The sequence below is a fragment of the gamma proteobacterium symbiont of Axiagastus rosmarus genome (genome assembly GCF_059730925.1).
In genome coordinates this window covers 687,457-702,769 of the sequence record NZ_AP035925.1, presented here as the reverse complement: position 1 = coordinate 702,769, position 15,313 = coordinate 687,457, and the positions used below count along the sequence as shown (strand labels likewise).

Here is a 15,313-nt window from a genome sequence, read left to right as displayed (position 1 = left end):
ATTAGTTAAATAAATTCAATAATGCTCCTCAATGTACCCATAAGCTTTCCGGAACAACTCTTTATCTTTCCCTAGTCCAAACTGAGCCAGAGTCAGCAAAAGTGCCTTTTGGATTTCACGCGGGCCACTATTGGAATTTTGCCAGCCATCAAAGCGGGTAGCTTTAACGATTTTATCAATTTGCTCCACAACATCACCGATTAACTTAGGGGTAGTTTCCGGGCGTGTTTCCAGGAAAAGCTTGGTCAAAGCCTGTTTATTATCAGCTTCAGTTACTGGGCGCTCGCCCGTTTCGCGCTCGGCTTGTACGGTGTCTTTCGCAGCATCCAACAGGCCTTTCAACCAGTCGATGGCCTTGATAACACCAGCTTCATAGTCCTGACGCAGTTTTTCCAGACGCTCACCCAATGCCACAAATTTAGGATCATGGCTACCGCGTAAACGCCTCATAAGATCAATCTCCAGGCGTTTTGCGCGTTGTTCCTGTTCTTTAGCCGTCAGGGTAAAAATTGCGTGCTCATCCATGATCAACTCGTCAATATCATCGCGAATACGATTGATATCTGTATGCTCATGGATCATTTTGATGGTTTCAGGACCAAGCGCAGCCCAAACAAGCGCACCTGTCTGCCCCACCGGACGCACCGATTCATAAATTTGCGCCAGCCATTTATAGTCCTGACGATAAGGGGTTAAAAAAGGATCTGGATTGATAGCTGACCATAACTTAGATAACACTCCAAAGCTGGCAGCGAATTCATCACGCTTCTCGTTGGTTGGCAGACATTCTTGCGCGGCCATAATACCTTCAAAACCTTCTAGGGAACGATCCAAACCAGGGAAAAAGGCCAGACATTTATTCAGTTGTAACGGCAATAGCTCTTTAAATGCCTCGATTCCCTCTACAACCCCTTCAATTTCTTCAGGGTTGTAGGCCAGAGCGGTACGCAGATTTTCGAAAACGCCGAGGTAGTCGATAATTAATCCCATGCTCTTGCGTACATCATCGGTTTCATACAACCGGTTGGTTCGGCACATGGCCTGAAGAAGAGTATGATCGCGTAGAGGCTTATCGAGGTACATGCAGTAGCAAATTGGCGCATCAAAGCCCGTAAGCAGCTTGGCGGTAACGATGATAAGCTGTAACGGATGCATAGGATCTTTAAAGCATTCAATCAGATCCTTTTGTACCTGCTCTTCTGCATCAATGTGCTGCCAGCGTTCGAAATCAGCTTGTTTAACAGGTAGCTCCAATTCGTCGTGCCATTTGAGCCAGTCCTTGTTGAGCTTATCTTTTTTACCACCCTCTTCAGCTTTAACCAGAGCCTGGTCAACGTTCATAACCACTTCAACTGCATCAAAACCAAGCTTTTCACCGAGCAAATAATACATTTGCACACAGGCTTCGCGATCGTATACCACAACCATGCCTTTCATCTTTTTCGGCATAACATGGCTGGTAAAATGCTCAACAATATCATTACTTACTGCAGCCATGCGTCTGGGGGATTTCAGCATGATAGCCAGCTTGCCTGCACGCCTGGACAATGCTGCTTTTTCTTCTTCATCCAGGTTGTTTTCGGTAGCCAGTTGCTCGAATTCTTCATTGATAGCATCACGATCCACTCGGAGTTCAGCCAACCGAGGTTCGAACTTCACCGGGTTAGTCGCGCCGTCACGGATCGACTGCTTATAGCTATAGCGGCTCATATAGCGACCAGAATCTTCTTCGGCACCAAACAACTTGAATGTATTACGATCAATGCCAGAAATCGGAGTACCTGTCAGGCCATAGAAGTGGGCATTGGGCAGCGCCCAGCGCATTTTCTCCCCTAACCCACCTTCCTGGGTACGGTGAGCTTCGTCAACCAACACAATGATGTTGTCACGGTTATTCAGACCATTCGGGTTGCTATCGTCAATTTCGATATCTTTAAATTTAAAGATGGTGGTGATTAAAATGCCACGGCTGTCTTGCTCAATGTATTCGCCCAATTTTTTGCAGCTTTGCACTTTAATCAGATTCTTAACATCGGCTCCACCAAAGGTCTCGTTAATTTGGCTGTCCAGATCTCGCCGGTCCACAACGATAAGTACCGTCGGGTTTTTTAACGCATTATCGGCACGCAGCATTTTGGCGGCGTAAAGCATCAACAAAGATTTACCCGATCCCTGGAAATGCCAAATAAGACCTTTTTTTGGATAGCCTCTGCGAACACGCTCAACAATTTGTTTTGCTGCTTCAAATTGCGGATAACGCGGCAGGATTTTAATGCGTTTAGGTGGAGTATTTTTGCCCGTTTTGATGGTTGAAAATAATGCGAAAGATTCCAGTAGCTGCAATAAGGTCTGTGGATTTAACAAACCCTCACAGCTGTTGAGTACCGACGCCAGGCCCGGCAGAATCTCATCACGAAGCTCAGTATTATGCCAGGGCCCCCAGTCTTTAACTCGGGCATTAATTGCACCATAGGCAAAAGTTTTACCTTCGCTGGCAAAGCACAACAGGTTAGGTACAAAGAAAGATTCAACATTTTTCCAATAGTACTTTTTGCCCCCCATGAAGTCGGCGGCGCCGTCTTGCCAGGTCACGCTAGGGCGCGTTGCGGTTTTAACTTCGCCCACTACCAACGGTATGCCGTTCACATACAGGACAATATCAAAATAGACTTCAGTGGCCGCGATATAGTGCACCTGCTGTGCCACCACAAAGTGGTTGTTCTCTATATTGTCAAAATCAATCAGATTGATGGTGATATGGTCGCCATTCTCGCCAAACGGCAAGGTTTTGTCAGCCATCAACCATTCCTGGAAGTTTTCATTGGCCTTTACCAAACCGGTATGACGGGCTTCTAAAACCACTCCTCGCAGTTTGTAAATGACCTCATCGGCATAGTCAGGTTGTCTGCCGATATCAGGGTTTAACGAACAAAGCGCGTCTTTTAGCCACTCATCAACGAAGATATCCTGCGCTTGTTTAGGCAGGTTTTCACCGTGGCAGTAAGTCCACTTGACTCCGCTTAAACCTTTTAAACGGTCGATAATTCCATTTTCTGTAACGGTTTGTTCGTTAAACATATAGTCAAACTCCTAGAAGCTCATATATTAATGCTTGTCTAAGATTAAAATAATGTTCTTTTTTATCTCGCAGCACCTTCAATATTTTCTCGAGCGATTCCAATTTTTTCACTAAAATATCTGAGTCAGTAAATAATTTATTATGAATGAAGATATCATCAAAAACTCTTACTGTTACTCTTTGCCTACCTGAAGTGCCTTCCATGTGATGAAGAGCATAATGCCTAAATTTCTTTGTTTTGATTATGTAATAACCAAGTTTCTTTAGGAAATGATCTTCAAATTTTGATCTCATCACTATAAATTCAGTGGATCCTACAGCTATACTCTCTTCTGTAAGAAAATCAACAAATGCTGCCTTACCATTTTCAAAACAAGGTGTGATTCTAGCCAAAAGGATATCATCTTTTCTAAATTTCATACCAGAAGATTTTCCTGACTTAGTTTCTCCTTTATAGTCTATATATGGAAGCTCAACATCTAAAGATGCCATATCAACATATGGTATTATTTCATCCACTGACCCAATCTTTGGATTAATTAAAAAAGAATCACTTAATGAACTCCAGTCATTCTTTTTCCCAGCTGATGTTGTCGCCAGATAAATACCTACTTCAGCATCTATAACATCCTGATATAACTTTCTTACCGATAATATAGTTTCATTAAGATGCATATAGCATTCATGGAATTTGTCAAGAATAACTAAGGCACTATTTTGTTTTTCTCTATCGAGAATATTAAATTTAAAGCTTACAACATCCTTCCATCTAATATGCTTATTAGTTGAACCAATAGTATTTTTTAACGTATGCTCAGCAAAACTTTCAGATTGAAAGATATATGGAAGCAATCGACTTTCAAAACCATGATATTGCTTTGGCGTACATACAATAACCTTCTCACCACAATATCCTTCTCTATCAGCTATCGCGACTTTTCTTAACTGCGGATTTCTAGTTAGATAAAGTATGTCTCCTGGGCTAAACTTCTTCCCAAAAGTTGGCCCCATATCATCAGGGGCGATTCCGTAGCGAGAGAAAAATATTTCACAATTATCAAAGTCTTCTCCTCTTACACAATATTTAACATTAGGATCTAAATTATTCTTCTCCCATATGTTTTTTTCTTTTACTAAGTCAGAAAGAGTAATCTTCATATCTTTCCTCCATTAAAAAAGTAAGAAGAGTTCATATTCAATTCTTTTCTAAACGATTGCCATTTACTTATCTCCCTTGAGAGATTTAAATCTTTAAATTCTTTTTCTATATACACAGGAACATTTAGATTAAAATCTTTATCTTCGACTTCCTCGATAGAGGCTATATACGTAGTTATATTAGAGACATCCTTCAAACTAATGTAAGAGTTATAGATATTCATTATATTAATATCATTTAAATAAGCATGATTCCTAGTGGTAATAAGTTCATCATAGGCATTTATAAATAATATTTTCCCTTTTAGCTCAGTTCGTTTATTGCAATTCAACAAAATAATACATGCCGGCATAGGTGAATTATAAAACAATCCAGGGCCAAGACTAATTACACATTCAATAATATCTGTTTGAATAATTTTTTCTCTGAGCTGTTTCTCACTTTCTCTGAAGAGAACTCCATTTGGCCAGAGCATAGCTGCGCGACCAGTATCAGGCTTCAGGCTTTTAATTATATGGGTATAAAAAGCATAATCAGCGCAACCCTGCGGTGGTACACCATAAAGATTACGACCATAAGGATCGGCGGCAAATTTATCACGGTTCCATTTTTTTATAGAATATGGAGGGTTGGCAAAAATTACATCAAACTGCTTGAGCCGGTCATTTTCAATAAACTTAGGTTCAGCCAGAGTATCACCGCGCAGTACATCAAATTCTTCAATATCGTGCAAGAACATATTCATACGGGCTATTGCGGAAGTCAGCAGGTTCACTTCCTGGCCATAAAGGTGCACAGAGCGCCACTCTTCCCCTCTTGCGCGGAGATCCATCACTGCATTTAGCAACATCCCGCCAGTGCCGCATGTTGGATCATAGGCCGTTTCACCAGGTTTTAAGCCCATAATGCGCGTCATTAAATGCACCACTGTTCGGTTGGTGTAGAACTCTGCCGCCGTGTGGCCGGAATCGTCAGCGAACTTTTTAATCAGGTATTCGTAGGCTTCACCGAGATCATCCTGGGCAACAGATTTAATGCCAAGAGGAATTTTACTGAAATGCTCGATAAGATCAGCCAGCAGATGATCGGGCAGGCGCTCTTTATTGGTCCACTGTGCATCACCGAAGACGCCATGTAAACGCGGGTTATTGGCTTCGATTAGTCGAAGCGCATTCTGGATAGCTTCACCAATGTTTTTACTGGTATTACGGACCTTTTCCCAAGCTGCCTCAGAGGGAATGTTGAAACGGTGAAACATCGGCATGGCGGCGTATTCTGCATCACCTTCATGGAGTTCCAGTGCTTCGTTATATTCTTCCAGATAGACATCTGACAGGCGTTTGTAAAACAGCAACGGGAAGACATACTGCTTGTAGTCTGATGCGTCAATTTGGCCACGAAGAAATTCGGCAGCTCCCCAGAGCAGCTCTTCCAGCTTTTTATTACTCATAGTACTCATATCTCGAACCCTTCTTTGATAAGCAGGGCTTCCAGCTCCTCTTCTGCTTTTTCCAGCTCAGCCAGCTTCCGTTGAAAATCTTTGAGTGCCTCTTCCACAGTGATGGTTTCTTCTGCGAGTTTTTTTTGCACATAACGCGCAATATTTAGATTGAAGTCATTTTCTTCAATCTCCTTCAGAGGTACCCAGCGTGCAACGCCTTCGATTTCTTTTGCATGTGGCCCTTGTTGAGCCTGGCCATGGTAGATTTGATATATGTCATCAGCCTGTTTGTTGGACAACGTGTTCTGCGCACGTCCCTTTGTATAGATTTCTTCAGCATTGATGATCAATACATGATCTTTATGTGTTGCCGGACGTGATTTGCGCAGCACCAAAATACACGCTGGAATACCAGTGCCGTAGAATAGATTGGAAGCGACACCAATAATCGCCACAATGCGATTTTCTTGCAGCAATTTAGTTCGAATAACTCCCTCAGCTCCGCCACGAAATAGCACACCATGAGGTAACACGACAGCCATACGCCCATTGTCGTTAAGTGAAGCAAACATATGCTGCACCCAGGCAAAATCACCGTTTGTTTTAGGCGCCAGGCCATATTGCTTACGGCCATAGGGATCGTTCGACCACAGATCGTATCCCCATTCCTTCAAGCTAAATGGTGGGTTAGCAACAACACAGTCGAAGGTTTCTAAACGATCGCTTTGTAAAAACTTAGGTTCACGCAGCGTATCCCCGCGAACAATATCGAAATCTTCCTGACCGTGCAGGAACAGGTTCATTCGCGCGATAGCTTCGGTGGTCAGGTTTTTTTCCTGACCTTTAATTTTTAGCAAGCGCGGATCACCGCCGTTTTCTTTTACATGGTGAATAGTCTCGAGCAACATACCACCAGTACCACAAGCAGGGTCGTAAACGCTCTCACCAGCTTTTGGATCAAGAATATTAACCATCAAGCGAACAATAGTTCTTGGGGTGTAGAACTCACCAGCTTTCTTATTAGCTTTATCAGCAAAACGTTTGATCAGGTACTCGTATGCACGCCCCATGTCATCGTCACGGACACTGGCAACACCGAGATTCACCTTGTTGAAATGATTAAGTAACGTAGCCAGTAAATCATCAGAAAGGCGTTCTTTATTGGTCCAGCTGGCATCGCCAAAAATACCATGCAGTTTAGAGTTTGCCAGTTCTATACCACGGAAGGAGTCTTTTAAGGCCTGACCGATGTCTTTGGTCTCAGCGAAAACATCGCGCCAGTGACAATTCTCTGGTATCTGAATACGGTGAAACATCTTACCCTTGGCAAGCTCGGCATCCCCAACGCTCTCCATCGCATCGGCAAATTCTTCGTCATATACGTCACAAATGCGCTTGAAGAACAGGATGGGGAAAATGTACGTTTTGTAATCTGATGCATCGATAGGCCCGGTGATAATATGGGCAGCATGCCAAAGATGGGCCTCTAAATCTTTTAGATTAATCAGTGTCATTAATTTTTCTCTGTACGATTCTGCGAAGCAGAAACCTTTTGCAGTAAATCGTGTATTTCACAGTCAAAAAGCACGCAAAGCCTTTCTAATGTATCCAGGTCAACCTTCTGAGCCGTCTCTTTGTAAAGCAAAGTGATAGTGTTGCGACTCAGGCCAGTTTCCCTGACAACATCGGCTATTCGCATCTTATGTTCGCCCATGAGCCGAGCAAGATGGCAGCGGATCATAATGGTCCTTATCGTTGTGCTTAACGATGCAAATCGTATCCCAATATGCGAAAAAAACAAAAAAATTCAAGCTGAAATGAAATTAGTTCAGTTGGGAACACATTTAAAATACGTTCAGAATGCCTTACACCTTTGAGTGGTTTACGCTGTTTGTGGGTCGTCCACATGGCCGTTTCAAAATCTACCTCTACCCAGCGGGCAAAATACAGTTCACCAAAACGGATGAAAACAAACAAGGTGAGTTCAACTGACTGCCGGGGTAAAAGGTCTTTGTTAGAGTAAAGGCCAATTCGAAGAAATAACTCAGGAATGCGGTTAAGCTCCACAGTGGCACGAGGTGTCTTTCCGCCATGGCCACAGATTTGGTAATTTCCTGGGCAAGGTTGTAATCCATTTAACTGTTCTGAACAGTGAAGCCCCCATTGCGGAATACTCACGGATATAAATCCCAGGCACAAAAAAAGCCGCTCGTAAGCGACTTAAGTTGCATCAGATGGTGCCGAAGGCCGGACTCGAACCGGCACGTATTTCTACGGTTGATTTTGAATCAACTGCGTCTACCGATTTCGCCACTTCGGCACTGAAGAGGATGCGGAAAACGTGGGCGATTATACCGTTACGCGCTTGCGGCGCAACCGGAATCGATGGGGATGTGCGCTAAGCGTCGAAAAAAGCAGCGCTGCTAAAAACGCTGCGCAAAACCCCGGCAGTCGCCTCCGGAACACTCCCAAACTCGCGCGCGGCGGCCACTTCTCCGGAACTTTCTGCCGCCACATGCCTCTTAACCACAACTGACGCAGTCAGACGTATAAGCACAACGAGGTTGAGATGAAAAAAGCAACACAACGGTTAGTTTGGGGATGGGGTATCGCGGCGGCACTGGTGGCCGGTAGCGCATCGGCGGCGAGCTGGCAGGATCAGCTGAGCAGTGCCGCATCGCAGCTGTCGCAGCAGAACAGCGGCAACACCGCCACCAGCAACACGCAGAACGGCGGACTGTCGCTCTCTTCGCTCAGCGGCCTGCTGAACGGCGGCGATAAAGCGGTGAGCGCCAACAGCATGACCAACGCCGCCGGCGTGATGGAATATTGCGTGCAGCACAACGTGGTGGATAACAACGTGAAGTCGGTGAAAGATCAGGTGCTGAGTAAGCTGGGCCTGAGCAGCACCACCGCGCAGCAGCAGAAAACCGATTACCAGCAGGGGCTGCAGGGCCTGCTGAACACCGGCAACGGTCAGCAGCTGAATCTGCAAAGCCTGAGCAACTCGCCGATGGGTGAGAAGCTGAAAACCAAAGCCTGCGATGTGGTGCTGAAGCAGGGCAAAAAATACATCGGCATGTGATCCCTTCGCGCGGGTTCAGAGGCCGCCTTCCTGCCGTCTGAATCGCCACTCACCTTATGCCAGCCGGCGCGGGCTGTCCCCCGCGCCCTCTTCTCTCCTCGTTGCCGCTATATCGCCAGCAACGCCCGCGTCGCATCCGCCACGCGCGCCAGCAGCGCCCTTGCCTGTTCAAACGACTGGATATTGGTGTAGCCAATCACCAGGCCATAGCGCTTTTGCGTCTGCGCGTACCAGCCCGACAGCGGCCGCACGTATAGCGCCTGCTGCGCCCACAGCGTCGCCAGCGCCACGTCCTGCGTGCCGCGCCGCAGAAACGCCACGATGTGCATACCGCCGTCGGTCAGCTCAAAGGTAAACAGCCCCGGAAAGCTGGCTTCGATGGCCTCCAGCATCATGCGGCGGCGCTGCTGATAAAGGATGCGCATCTTCTTGATGTGGCGATAGAAGTGCCCTTCGCTGAGGAACTGCGCGAGAATTTTCTGCGGCAGTAGCGGCTGGCCGGTTTCAAGAATCTCGCCCAGCTCGCCGAACTGCGCCAGCGTGTGCTGCGGCATCACCAGATAGCCGATGCGCATCGCCGGCATCATGGTTTTGCTGAAGGTGCCGGTGTAGATCACCCGGTCGTGCACATCCAGGCTTTTCAGCGCCGGAATCACCTTGCGCGTGTAGTGAAATTCGCCGTCGTAATCATCCTCAATAATCCAGCTGTCATGCTGCTGCGCCCACGCCAGCAGCTGATGTTTGCGCGGCAGCGACAGGCTGACCGCCAGCGGGCTCTGGTGCGTCGGCGTCACCACCGCAAAGCGCGCGTCGGCGTGATAGCGCAGAAGATACTCCACGTCGACGCCCTGCCCATCCACCGGCACATAGTGCAGGTTGGGTGCGATGCGCTTCAGCAGCTGCTGGCCGAAGAAGTAGCCGGGATCTTCGAACAGCACTTTGTCGCCCGGCTGCGCCAGCACCGCCAGAATCAGCCGCAGGTTGGCGCGGTAGCCGCTGGTGATGAAAATCTGCTCCGGCTGGCAGTTGAGGCCGCGCGAAATATTCAGGTAGCTGGCGATGGCCGCCCGCAGCGGCGCATATCCCATCACCGGCGGTATCATCATCTCGTCCGGCCGCAGACTGCGCGCCGCTTTCGCCGACATCAGCCGCCACTTCTTGTGCGGAAACTCGTCCAGCGCCGGGATGCCGAGGCGCAGCTCGCCTTTGCCCTCGGTCACCGGCAGCAGCGCGGGCGTCGTCGCCGGTGCGCGCGTTGGCGTGGCTGCGCTCGCCAGCTTCAGCTGCGGATTGACGCGCGTGCCCTTCGCGCCCTGGCTGACAAAATAGCCTTCGCCGATGAGGATTTCATAGGCAGCCTCCACCGTTTTGCGCGCCACCTGCAGCTCGCCCGCCAGCATGCGGATCGCCGGTACGCGGTCGCCCGGCCGGAGCTGTCCGGCAAGGATCTGCTGCCGGAAGCGCTGGTAAATCTCTTTGTAACCCACGCGTCACTCCTTCCTCAGCCACTGCGCTATGTCCTACCTGTTTTCACGCGTAATGGCCCTGTTCGCTCAGACATAGCAGTTTAAGATGCAGGCATTCGCCCCGCAATACGGATGACAGCCATGAAGATTGTGCATTACGCCACCGCAGAACAACTCGCGCGCTGCTACCCGCTGATGCGTGCGCTGCGCGGGCGGCTGGCGGATGAGGCGCAGTTTATCGCCCAGGCGCAGCGTCAGCAGGCGCAGGGTTATCGCCTCGCTGGTATCGAACATCAGGGACAGCCAGCGGTGCTGGCCGGTTATCGCCTGCTGGAGAATTTTATCCACGGCAGCTTCTGCTATGTCGATGACCTGGTGAGCGATCCCGCGCTGCGCGGTCAGGGCTTCGGCGCCGCGCTGCTCGACGGCTTAGCAGTGCTGGCGCGTGAGTACGGCTGCCACCGTATGGTACTGGATACCGCAATCAGTAATACCCGGGCGCAGGCGTTTTATCAGCGCTGCGGCTATCAGGCGCTCGGCCTGCATTTTTATCGCTCTATCGTATGAGGAATCACTGCATGAATGTGCTGCACATTAAAGTCAGCCCGGATCTGACGGGATCGGCGTCGCGCATCGCCTCAGCGCGTCTGATCGAAAAGCTGCGCAGCCGCCATCACGATCTGCACGAGACGGTGCTGGATCTGGCGCAACAGCCGCTGCCGCATCTGGATGCTTTCACCATCAGGGCTTTTTTTACCCCACCGGAGGCGCGTGATGAAGCGCAGCGTAACGCCATTCGCACCTCGGAACAGCGGGTGGATCAGCTGTTTGCCTGCGACACCCTGGTTATCTCATCGCCGATGTGGAACCTCGGGCTGCCGTCGGTGCTGAAAGCCTGGTTCGACCATATTACCCGCGCCGGCCGCACCTTCGCCTTTACGCCCGAAGGCACCAAAGTCGGGCTGGTGAGTGGCAAAAAAGTTTACTGCGTGATGGCCAGCGGCAGCGTGTTTGCCCACGGGCCCTTTATGCAAGATGACCAGTTCACGCCGTACGTGCGCGCGGCGCTGGCGTACATCGGCATCAGCGATGTGCAGTTTATCCGCGTCGACGGCACGCACGACCCGCTCAGCCGTGCCCGCGCGTTACCCGAAGCACTCGAAACCATTGAACGTCTGTTCTGACGGAGGAAAATCATGACTCAACGCGTTAACCATTTCAAAACCACCCCGGCGCTGGCCAAAGCGATGTCGGATCTGTCGAATAGCGTCGCCAGCACGTCGCTGGAGAAGTCGCTCAGGCATCTGGTGGATATCCGCGCCTCGCAGCTCAACCACTGCGCGTTCTGCCTCGATATGCACATCAAGCAGGCGGCGATTGACGGCGAGCACGAGCTGCGGCTGCACCATGTGGCGATCTGGCGTGAATCGCCGCTGTTCAGCGCGCGCGAGAAAACCGCCTTTGCCCTGACTGAAGCGCTGACGCGCATTGGCGAGCACGGCGTTGACGAGGCGCTGTATGGCGAGCTGCGCGCGCACTTCTCCGAGGTGGAGATCAGCGAGCTGACCTTTAAGATCGCGGTGATCAATACCTGGAACCGGCTGATGATCCTGTCGCAGATGGCACCCGGCGCGCTCGACAGCGCTTACGGGCTGGATCGTGCTGATTTGCGGTAATTTTTATCGTCAGTGGCTGCGGCTGCTGGCGATAGCATGTTTTTCTGCGCGCCCTGACGCTATAGTGAAGTTTTGCACCACACAGGACACCGCGCATGAAAGGCATCAACATTGCGATTTACTTCGATCCCGACCTGATTCGCATCTGCGTTCACCAGCCGGATGACAGCTACCTCAGCCAGACGTTTCATTACGCCGACAGCGTGATTGAGGAGATTTATCAGTGGCTGGAGCAGTTCACGCCGGGTCGCACCCACATTTGCCTGATTGAGCACGACACCGCCGATATCCTCGCCGATGAGCTGGTGGACAATGGTTATCACGTGCATCAGGTGAGCCAGCATGCGCTGCTCAGCTGGTTCGCCAGTGAACCACCCGCCACGCCGGACGGCTCTCCGGTGCGCGCGCTGCTGCGCTATCTGGAGAACGAGAAGCCGGCAGAGTATCAGTCACGCACGCCGCAGATTGAAGCGCTGATGGAGTTGCTGGATGAGCTGGACGATCTGGAAGGCGTAGAGAGTGAGGAAGATGAGGATAACCTGCCGGATAACGTGCTGCGCCTGATGAAGCAGAAGAAAATCAGCGCCAGCGACGCCGCCCAGCGCCTGTTGCCAGACGTGAATGAACGCATTCGCGAGCATTTGATTCATTACCCCGAGCTGATGACGCCGGATCTGCTGGAAGATTTTTTCCCCGAGCTGCTGGAAGCGATGGAAACGCCGAAGCATTGATGCTGTCCAGGTGCGCATGAATGCGCACCCTACGAAAAAAATCGGTGCATTGGGTACTGTCGGGTCGCCATTCATGGCGACCGTTGCGCTGGCAGCTGCGCGCATGAATGCGTAACCAACAGGATTTTCATTGCGTTACGTGGTCATGGCGGTGCATATAAATCCGCCCCCTACGAAAAAATCGGTGCATTGGGTACTGTCGGGTCGCCATTCATGGCGACCGTTGCGCTGGCAGCAGCGCGCATGAATGCGTAACCGACAGGATTTTCATTGCGTTACGTGGCCATGGGGGTGCGCATAAATGCGCACCCTACGAAAAAATCGGTGCACAGGATACTGTAGGGTCGCCATTCATGGCGACCGTTGTGCTGGCAGCTGCGCGCATGAATGCGTAACCAACAGGATTTTCATTGCGTTACGCGGTCATGGCGGTGCGCATAAATGCGCACCCTACGAAAAAAATCGGTGCACAGGATACTGTAGGGTCGCCATTCATGGCGACCGTTGCGCTGGCAGCTGCGCGCATAAATGCGCACCCTACGAAAAAATCGGTGCACAGGATACTGTAGGGTCGCCATTCATGGCGACCGTTGCGCTGGAAGCTGCGCGCCTGATATTAACCAGGGAATAAATCATGCTGGAACTGTTCAAAGCCATCGGGCTCGGCCTGGTGGTGATTTTGCCGCTTGCTAACCCGTTAACCACCGTGGCGCTGTTTCTCGGCCTTGCGGGTGACATGAATTTTCAGGAACGCAATCGCCAGGCGCTGCAGGCGTCGATCTACGTGTTCCTGATTATGATGGTCGCCTGGTACGCCGGTAACGCGGTGCTGCACACCTTTGGTATCTCCATTCCCGGCCTGCGCATGGCCGGCGGGCTGATCGTCGCCTTTATCGGCTTTCGCATGCTGTTCCCCGCCAAACCGGTCGGGCATTCGGTGGAGGCCAAACACAAACTGGATGAACTCGACGCCAGCGACGATCCGCGCGAAACGGTGAATATCGCCTTTGTGCCGCTGGCAATGCCGAGCACCGCCGGACCCGGCACCATCGCGATGATCATCAGTTCGGCCTCGACGGTGAAAGCCGGCGTCGATTTCCCCGCGTGGGTGGTGGCCATCGCGCCGGTGCTGACGTTCCTGGCGGTGGCGGTGATTTTATGGATTTCGCTGCGCAGCTCCGGCGCCATCATGAAGCTGGTCGGCAAAGGCGGCATCGAAGCGATTTCGCGCCTGATGGGGTTCTTACTGGTGTGTATGGGCGTGCAATTTGTCATCAACGGCGTGCTGGAAGTGGCGCACACCTTTCATTAAACAATAAAAAATCGCACCGTACGGTAGCGGTGCGATTCATCGCGCAATGCCCGCCATCACGCGACGCCGGGCATTGCCTTCAGGACAGCGCGCCAGGTCGCGCTGCTACGTTTTAATGCAGCGTTTTCCGCACATCCGCTACCTGTTCTTTCGTCACTGCCGGCGCCTGGTTGCTCCAGCCCTGACGAATAAAGGTGGCCAGCTGCGCCACTTCATCATCGGTCAGACGATACGCAAACGGCGGCATGGCCAGCGTCGACGGCGCTTTCTCCGTTGAGGGCTGCTGCGCACCGGCCAGAATGGTGTGAATCAACCCGCTGGGATCCTGCGCATTGACGATAGTGGCCTGATCCAGCTCCGGGAAGATCCCCGGTGCGCCTTTGCCGGTGACAAAGTGACAGGCACCGCAGTTGTCGAGATACAGACGCTCGCCTTCGCTCAGATTCTTCGCCGCCGTCAGCTTCGCTTCGGTCTTCTGCTGCGCCTGCACGTCGTACGCCTGCAGCGGCGGATTGCCACCGAGGAACTTCAGGTAAGCGGCAATTGCTTGCAGATCGGCATCCGTCATGTGCGAGCTGGAGTGCTCCACCACTGACGTCATCTCGCCGCCCACCGCGGCTTTATCGTTACGTCCGGTTTGCAGATAATCGACAGTCTCCTGCTCGCTCCAGCGTGGCACACCGCGCAGCGACGGCACCTCCCAGTTATTCAGGCTGCCGCCGGCGAGGAAGCGATCGTCGCTGCTGTCCAGCGCCTTCTCGTTCATGCCGAGGCCGCGCGGCGTGTGGCAGCTGCCGCAGTGGCCAAGGCTTTCCACGATGTATGCACCGCGATTAACCTGCGCTGACGCACCGCCAATCGGCTGGAACGGCTTGTCCGAAGTAAACGCCCAGTTCCAGAAACGCATGCCCCAGCGCTGGCTGAACGGGAAACTCAGCTTTGTTTCCGGCGGCTGTTCGCTGTCCGGCTTCACGCCCTGCATGAAGTAGACGTACAGCGCGTGCAGGTCTTCATCGCTGATTTTGGCGTAATCCGGGTACGGCATCGCCGGGTAAAGGCGCGAGCCGTCCGGCAGCACGCCTTTGCGCACCGCGTCCGAGAACTGCTGCTCGCTGTAGTTGCCGATGCCGTGCTGTTTATCCGGCGTGATATTAGTGGAGTAGATGGTGCCGAGGTTCGACTCAATCGCCAGCCCGCCGGCGTAATCCGCTTTGCCCGCCACGGTATGGCACGCCATACAGTCGCCGAGGCGCGCCAGATACTCGCCCTTTTTAATCAGTGATGCGTCATCTGCTGCCTGCGCCTGCACCGCACAGCTGCCCAGCAGCACCGCGTGAGCGATTAACAATGATTTTAATTTCATG

At 51.3% G+C, this 15,313-nt stretch carries 13 protein-coding genes, 1 tRNA gene and 1 pseudogene; 6 read left to right on the top strand and 9 right to left on the bottom strand.

Annotation, left to right across the window (positions count from 1 at the left end; genetic code table 11):
• Window positions 1–15: 15 nt before the first annotated feature.
• The 7 genes and pseudogenes from AC6I8F_RS03335 to AC6I8F_RS03305 all read right to left on the bottom strand — a co-directional run bounded on the left by AC6I8F_RS03335 (window position 16) and on the right by AC6I8F_RS03305 (window position 7,999).
• Window positions 16–3,078 carry a type I restriction endonuclease subunit R gene (locus AC6I8F_RS03335; RefSeq protein ID WP_498028515.1) on the bottom strand — a complete coding sequence of 1,021 codons (3,063 nt, stop codon included), beginning with the start codon at window positions 3,076–3,078 and terminating at the stop codon, window positions 16–18.
• 4 nt (window positions 3,079–3,082) lie between these two features.
• On the bottom strand, window positions 3,083–4,237 hold the full coding sequence (locus tag AC6I8F_RS03330; RefSeq protein ID WP_261460108.1) for a restriction endonuclease subunit S: 1,155 nt from the start codon (window positions 4,235–4,237) through the stop codon (window positions 3,083–3,085).
• Window positions 4,234–5,688, bottom strand: a complete 1,455-nt coding sequence (locus AC6I8F_RS03325; protein ID WP_498028779.1) for a type I restriction-modification system subunit M — start codon at window positions 5,686–5,688, stop codon at window positions 4,234–4,236. The genes AC6I8F_RS03330 and AC6I8F_RS03325 overlap by 4 nt, the downstream gene beginning before the upstream one ends.
• Window positions 5,689–5,693: 5 nt before the next feature.
• The gene (locus tag AC6I8F_RS03320; protein ID WP_498028514.1) at window positions 5,694–7,193 is read right to left on the bottom strand and encodes a type I restriction-modification system subunit M; all 1,500 of its coding nucleotides are present in this window, start codon (window positions 7,191–7,193) and stop codon (window positions 5,694–5,696) included.
• The gene (locus tag AC6I8F_RS03315) at window positions 7,193–7,420 is read right to left on the bottom strand and encodes a helix-turn-helix domain-containing protein (RefSeq protein WP_050295921.1); all 228 of its coding nucleotides are present in this window, start codon (window positions 7,418–7,420) and stop codon (window positions 7,193–7,195) included. The genes AC6I8F_RS03320 and AC6I8F_RS03315 overlap by 1 nt, the downstream gene beginning before the upstream one ends.
• A 110-nt stretch (window positions 7,421–7,530) precedes the next feature.
• A pseudogene (locus AC6I8F_RS03310) lies at window positions 7,531–7,814 on the bottom strand (integrase); the annotation flags it as partial.
• Between the two features lie 100 nt (window positions 7,815–7,914).
• Window positions 7,915–7,999: transfer RNA gene (locus AC6I8F_RS03305), tRNA-Leu, on the bottom strand.
• A gap of 249 nt (window positions 8,000–8,248) precedes the next feature.
• Between AC6I8F_RS03305 and AC6I8F_RS03300 the strand changes: the two genes are divergently transcribed.
• Window positions 8,249–8,764 (top strand): YjjA family protein, encoded by a 516-nt coding sequence (locus AC6I8F_RS03300; protein WP_021506733.1) that lies wholly within the window; start codon window positions 8,249–8,251, stop codon window positions 8,762–8,764.
• Window positions 8,765–8,871: 107 nt separating this feature from the next.
• Here the strand turns inward: AC6I8F_RS03300 and pdxR are convergent, their stop codons facing one another.
• Window positions 8,872–10,251, bottom strand: coding sequence for a MocR-like pyridoxine biosynthesis transcription factor PdxR (pdxR, locus tag AC6I8F_RS03295; RefSeq protein WP_498028513.1), 1,380 nt, complete (start codon window positions 10,249–10,251; stop codon window positions 8,872–8,874).
• A 120-nt stretch (window positions 10,252–10,371) separates the two neighbouring features.
• Here pdxR and AC6I8F_RS03290 point away from each other — a divergent pair, with 120 nt between their 5' ends.
• The 5 genes from AC6I8F_RS03290 (at window position 10,372) to AC6I8F_RS03270 (ending at window position 13,949) form a co-directional block, all read left to right on the top strand.
• Window positions 10,372–10,797: a GNAT family N-acetyltransferase gene (locus AC6I8F_RS03290; protein WP_059011143.1), complete on the top strand. Its 426-nt coding sequence runs from the start codon at window positions 10,372–10,374 to the stop codon at window positions 10,795–10,797.
• 11 nt (window positions 10,798–10,808) lie between these two features.
• A complete protein-coding gene (locus tag AC6I8F_RS03285; protein WP_498028512.1) occupies window positions 10,809–11,414 on the top strand; it encodes an FMN-dependent NADH-azoreductase in 606 nt (201 codons plus the stop codon).
• A gap of 12 nt (window positions 11,415–11,426) precedes the next feature.
• The gene (locus tag AC6I8F_RS03280) at window positions 11,427–11,906 is read left to right on the top strand and encodes a carboxymuconolactone decarboxylase family protein (protein ID WP_058781936.1); all 480 of its coding nucleotides are present in this window, start codon (window positions 11,427–11,429) and stop codon (window positions 11,904–11,906) included.
• Between the two features lie 95 nt (window positions 11,907–12,001).
• A complete protein-coding gene (locus tag AC6I8F_RS03275) occupies window positions 12,002–12,637 on the top strand; it encodes a hypothetical protein (RefSeq protein ID WP_021506729.1) in 636 nt (211 codons plus the stop codon).
• A 634-nt stretch (window positions 12,638–13,271) separates the two neighbouring features.
• Window positions 13,272–13,949, top strand: coding sequence for a MarC family NAAT transporter (locus tag AC6I8F_RS03270; RefSeq protein WP_021506728.1), 678 nt, complete (start codon window positions 13,272–13,274; stop codon window positions 13,947–13,949).
• A gap of 112 nt (window positions 13,950–14,061) precedes the next feature.
• Here the strand turns inward: AC6I8F_RS03270 and AC6I8F_RS03265 are convergent, their stop codons facing one another.
• Complete coding sequence (locus AC6I8F_RS03265) at window positions 14,062–15,312, bottom strand: c-type cytochrome (protein WP_283342716.1); 1,251 nt, start codon at window positions 15,310–15,312, stop codon at window positions 14,062–14,064.
• Window position 15,313: the final 1 nt, after the last annotated feature.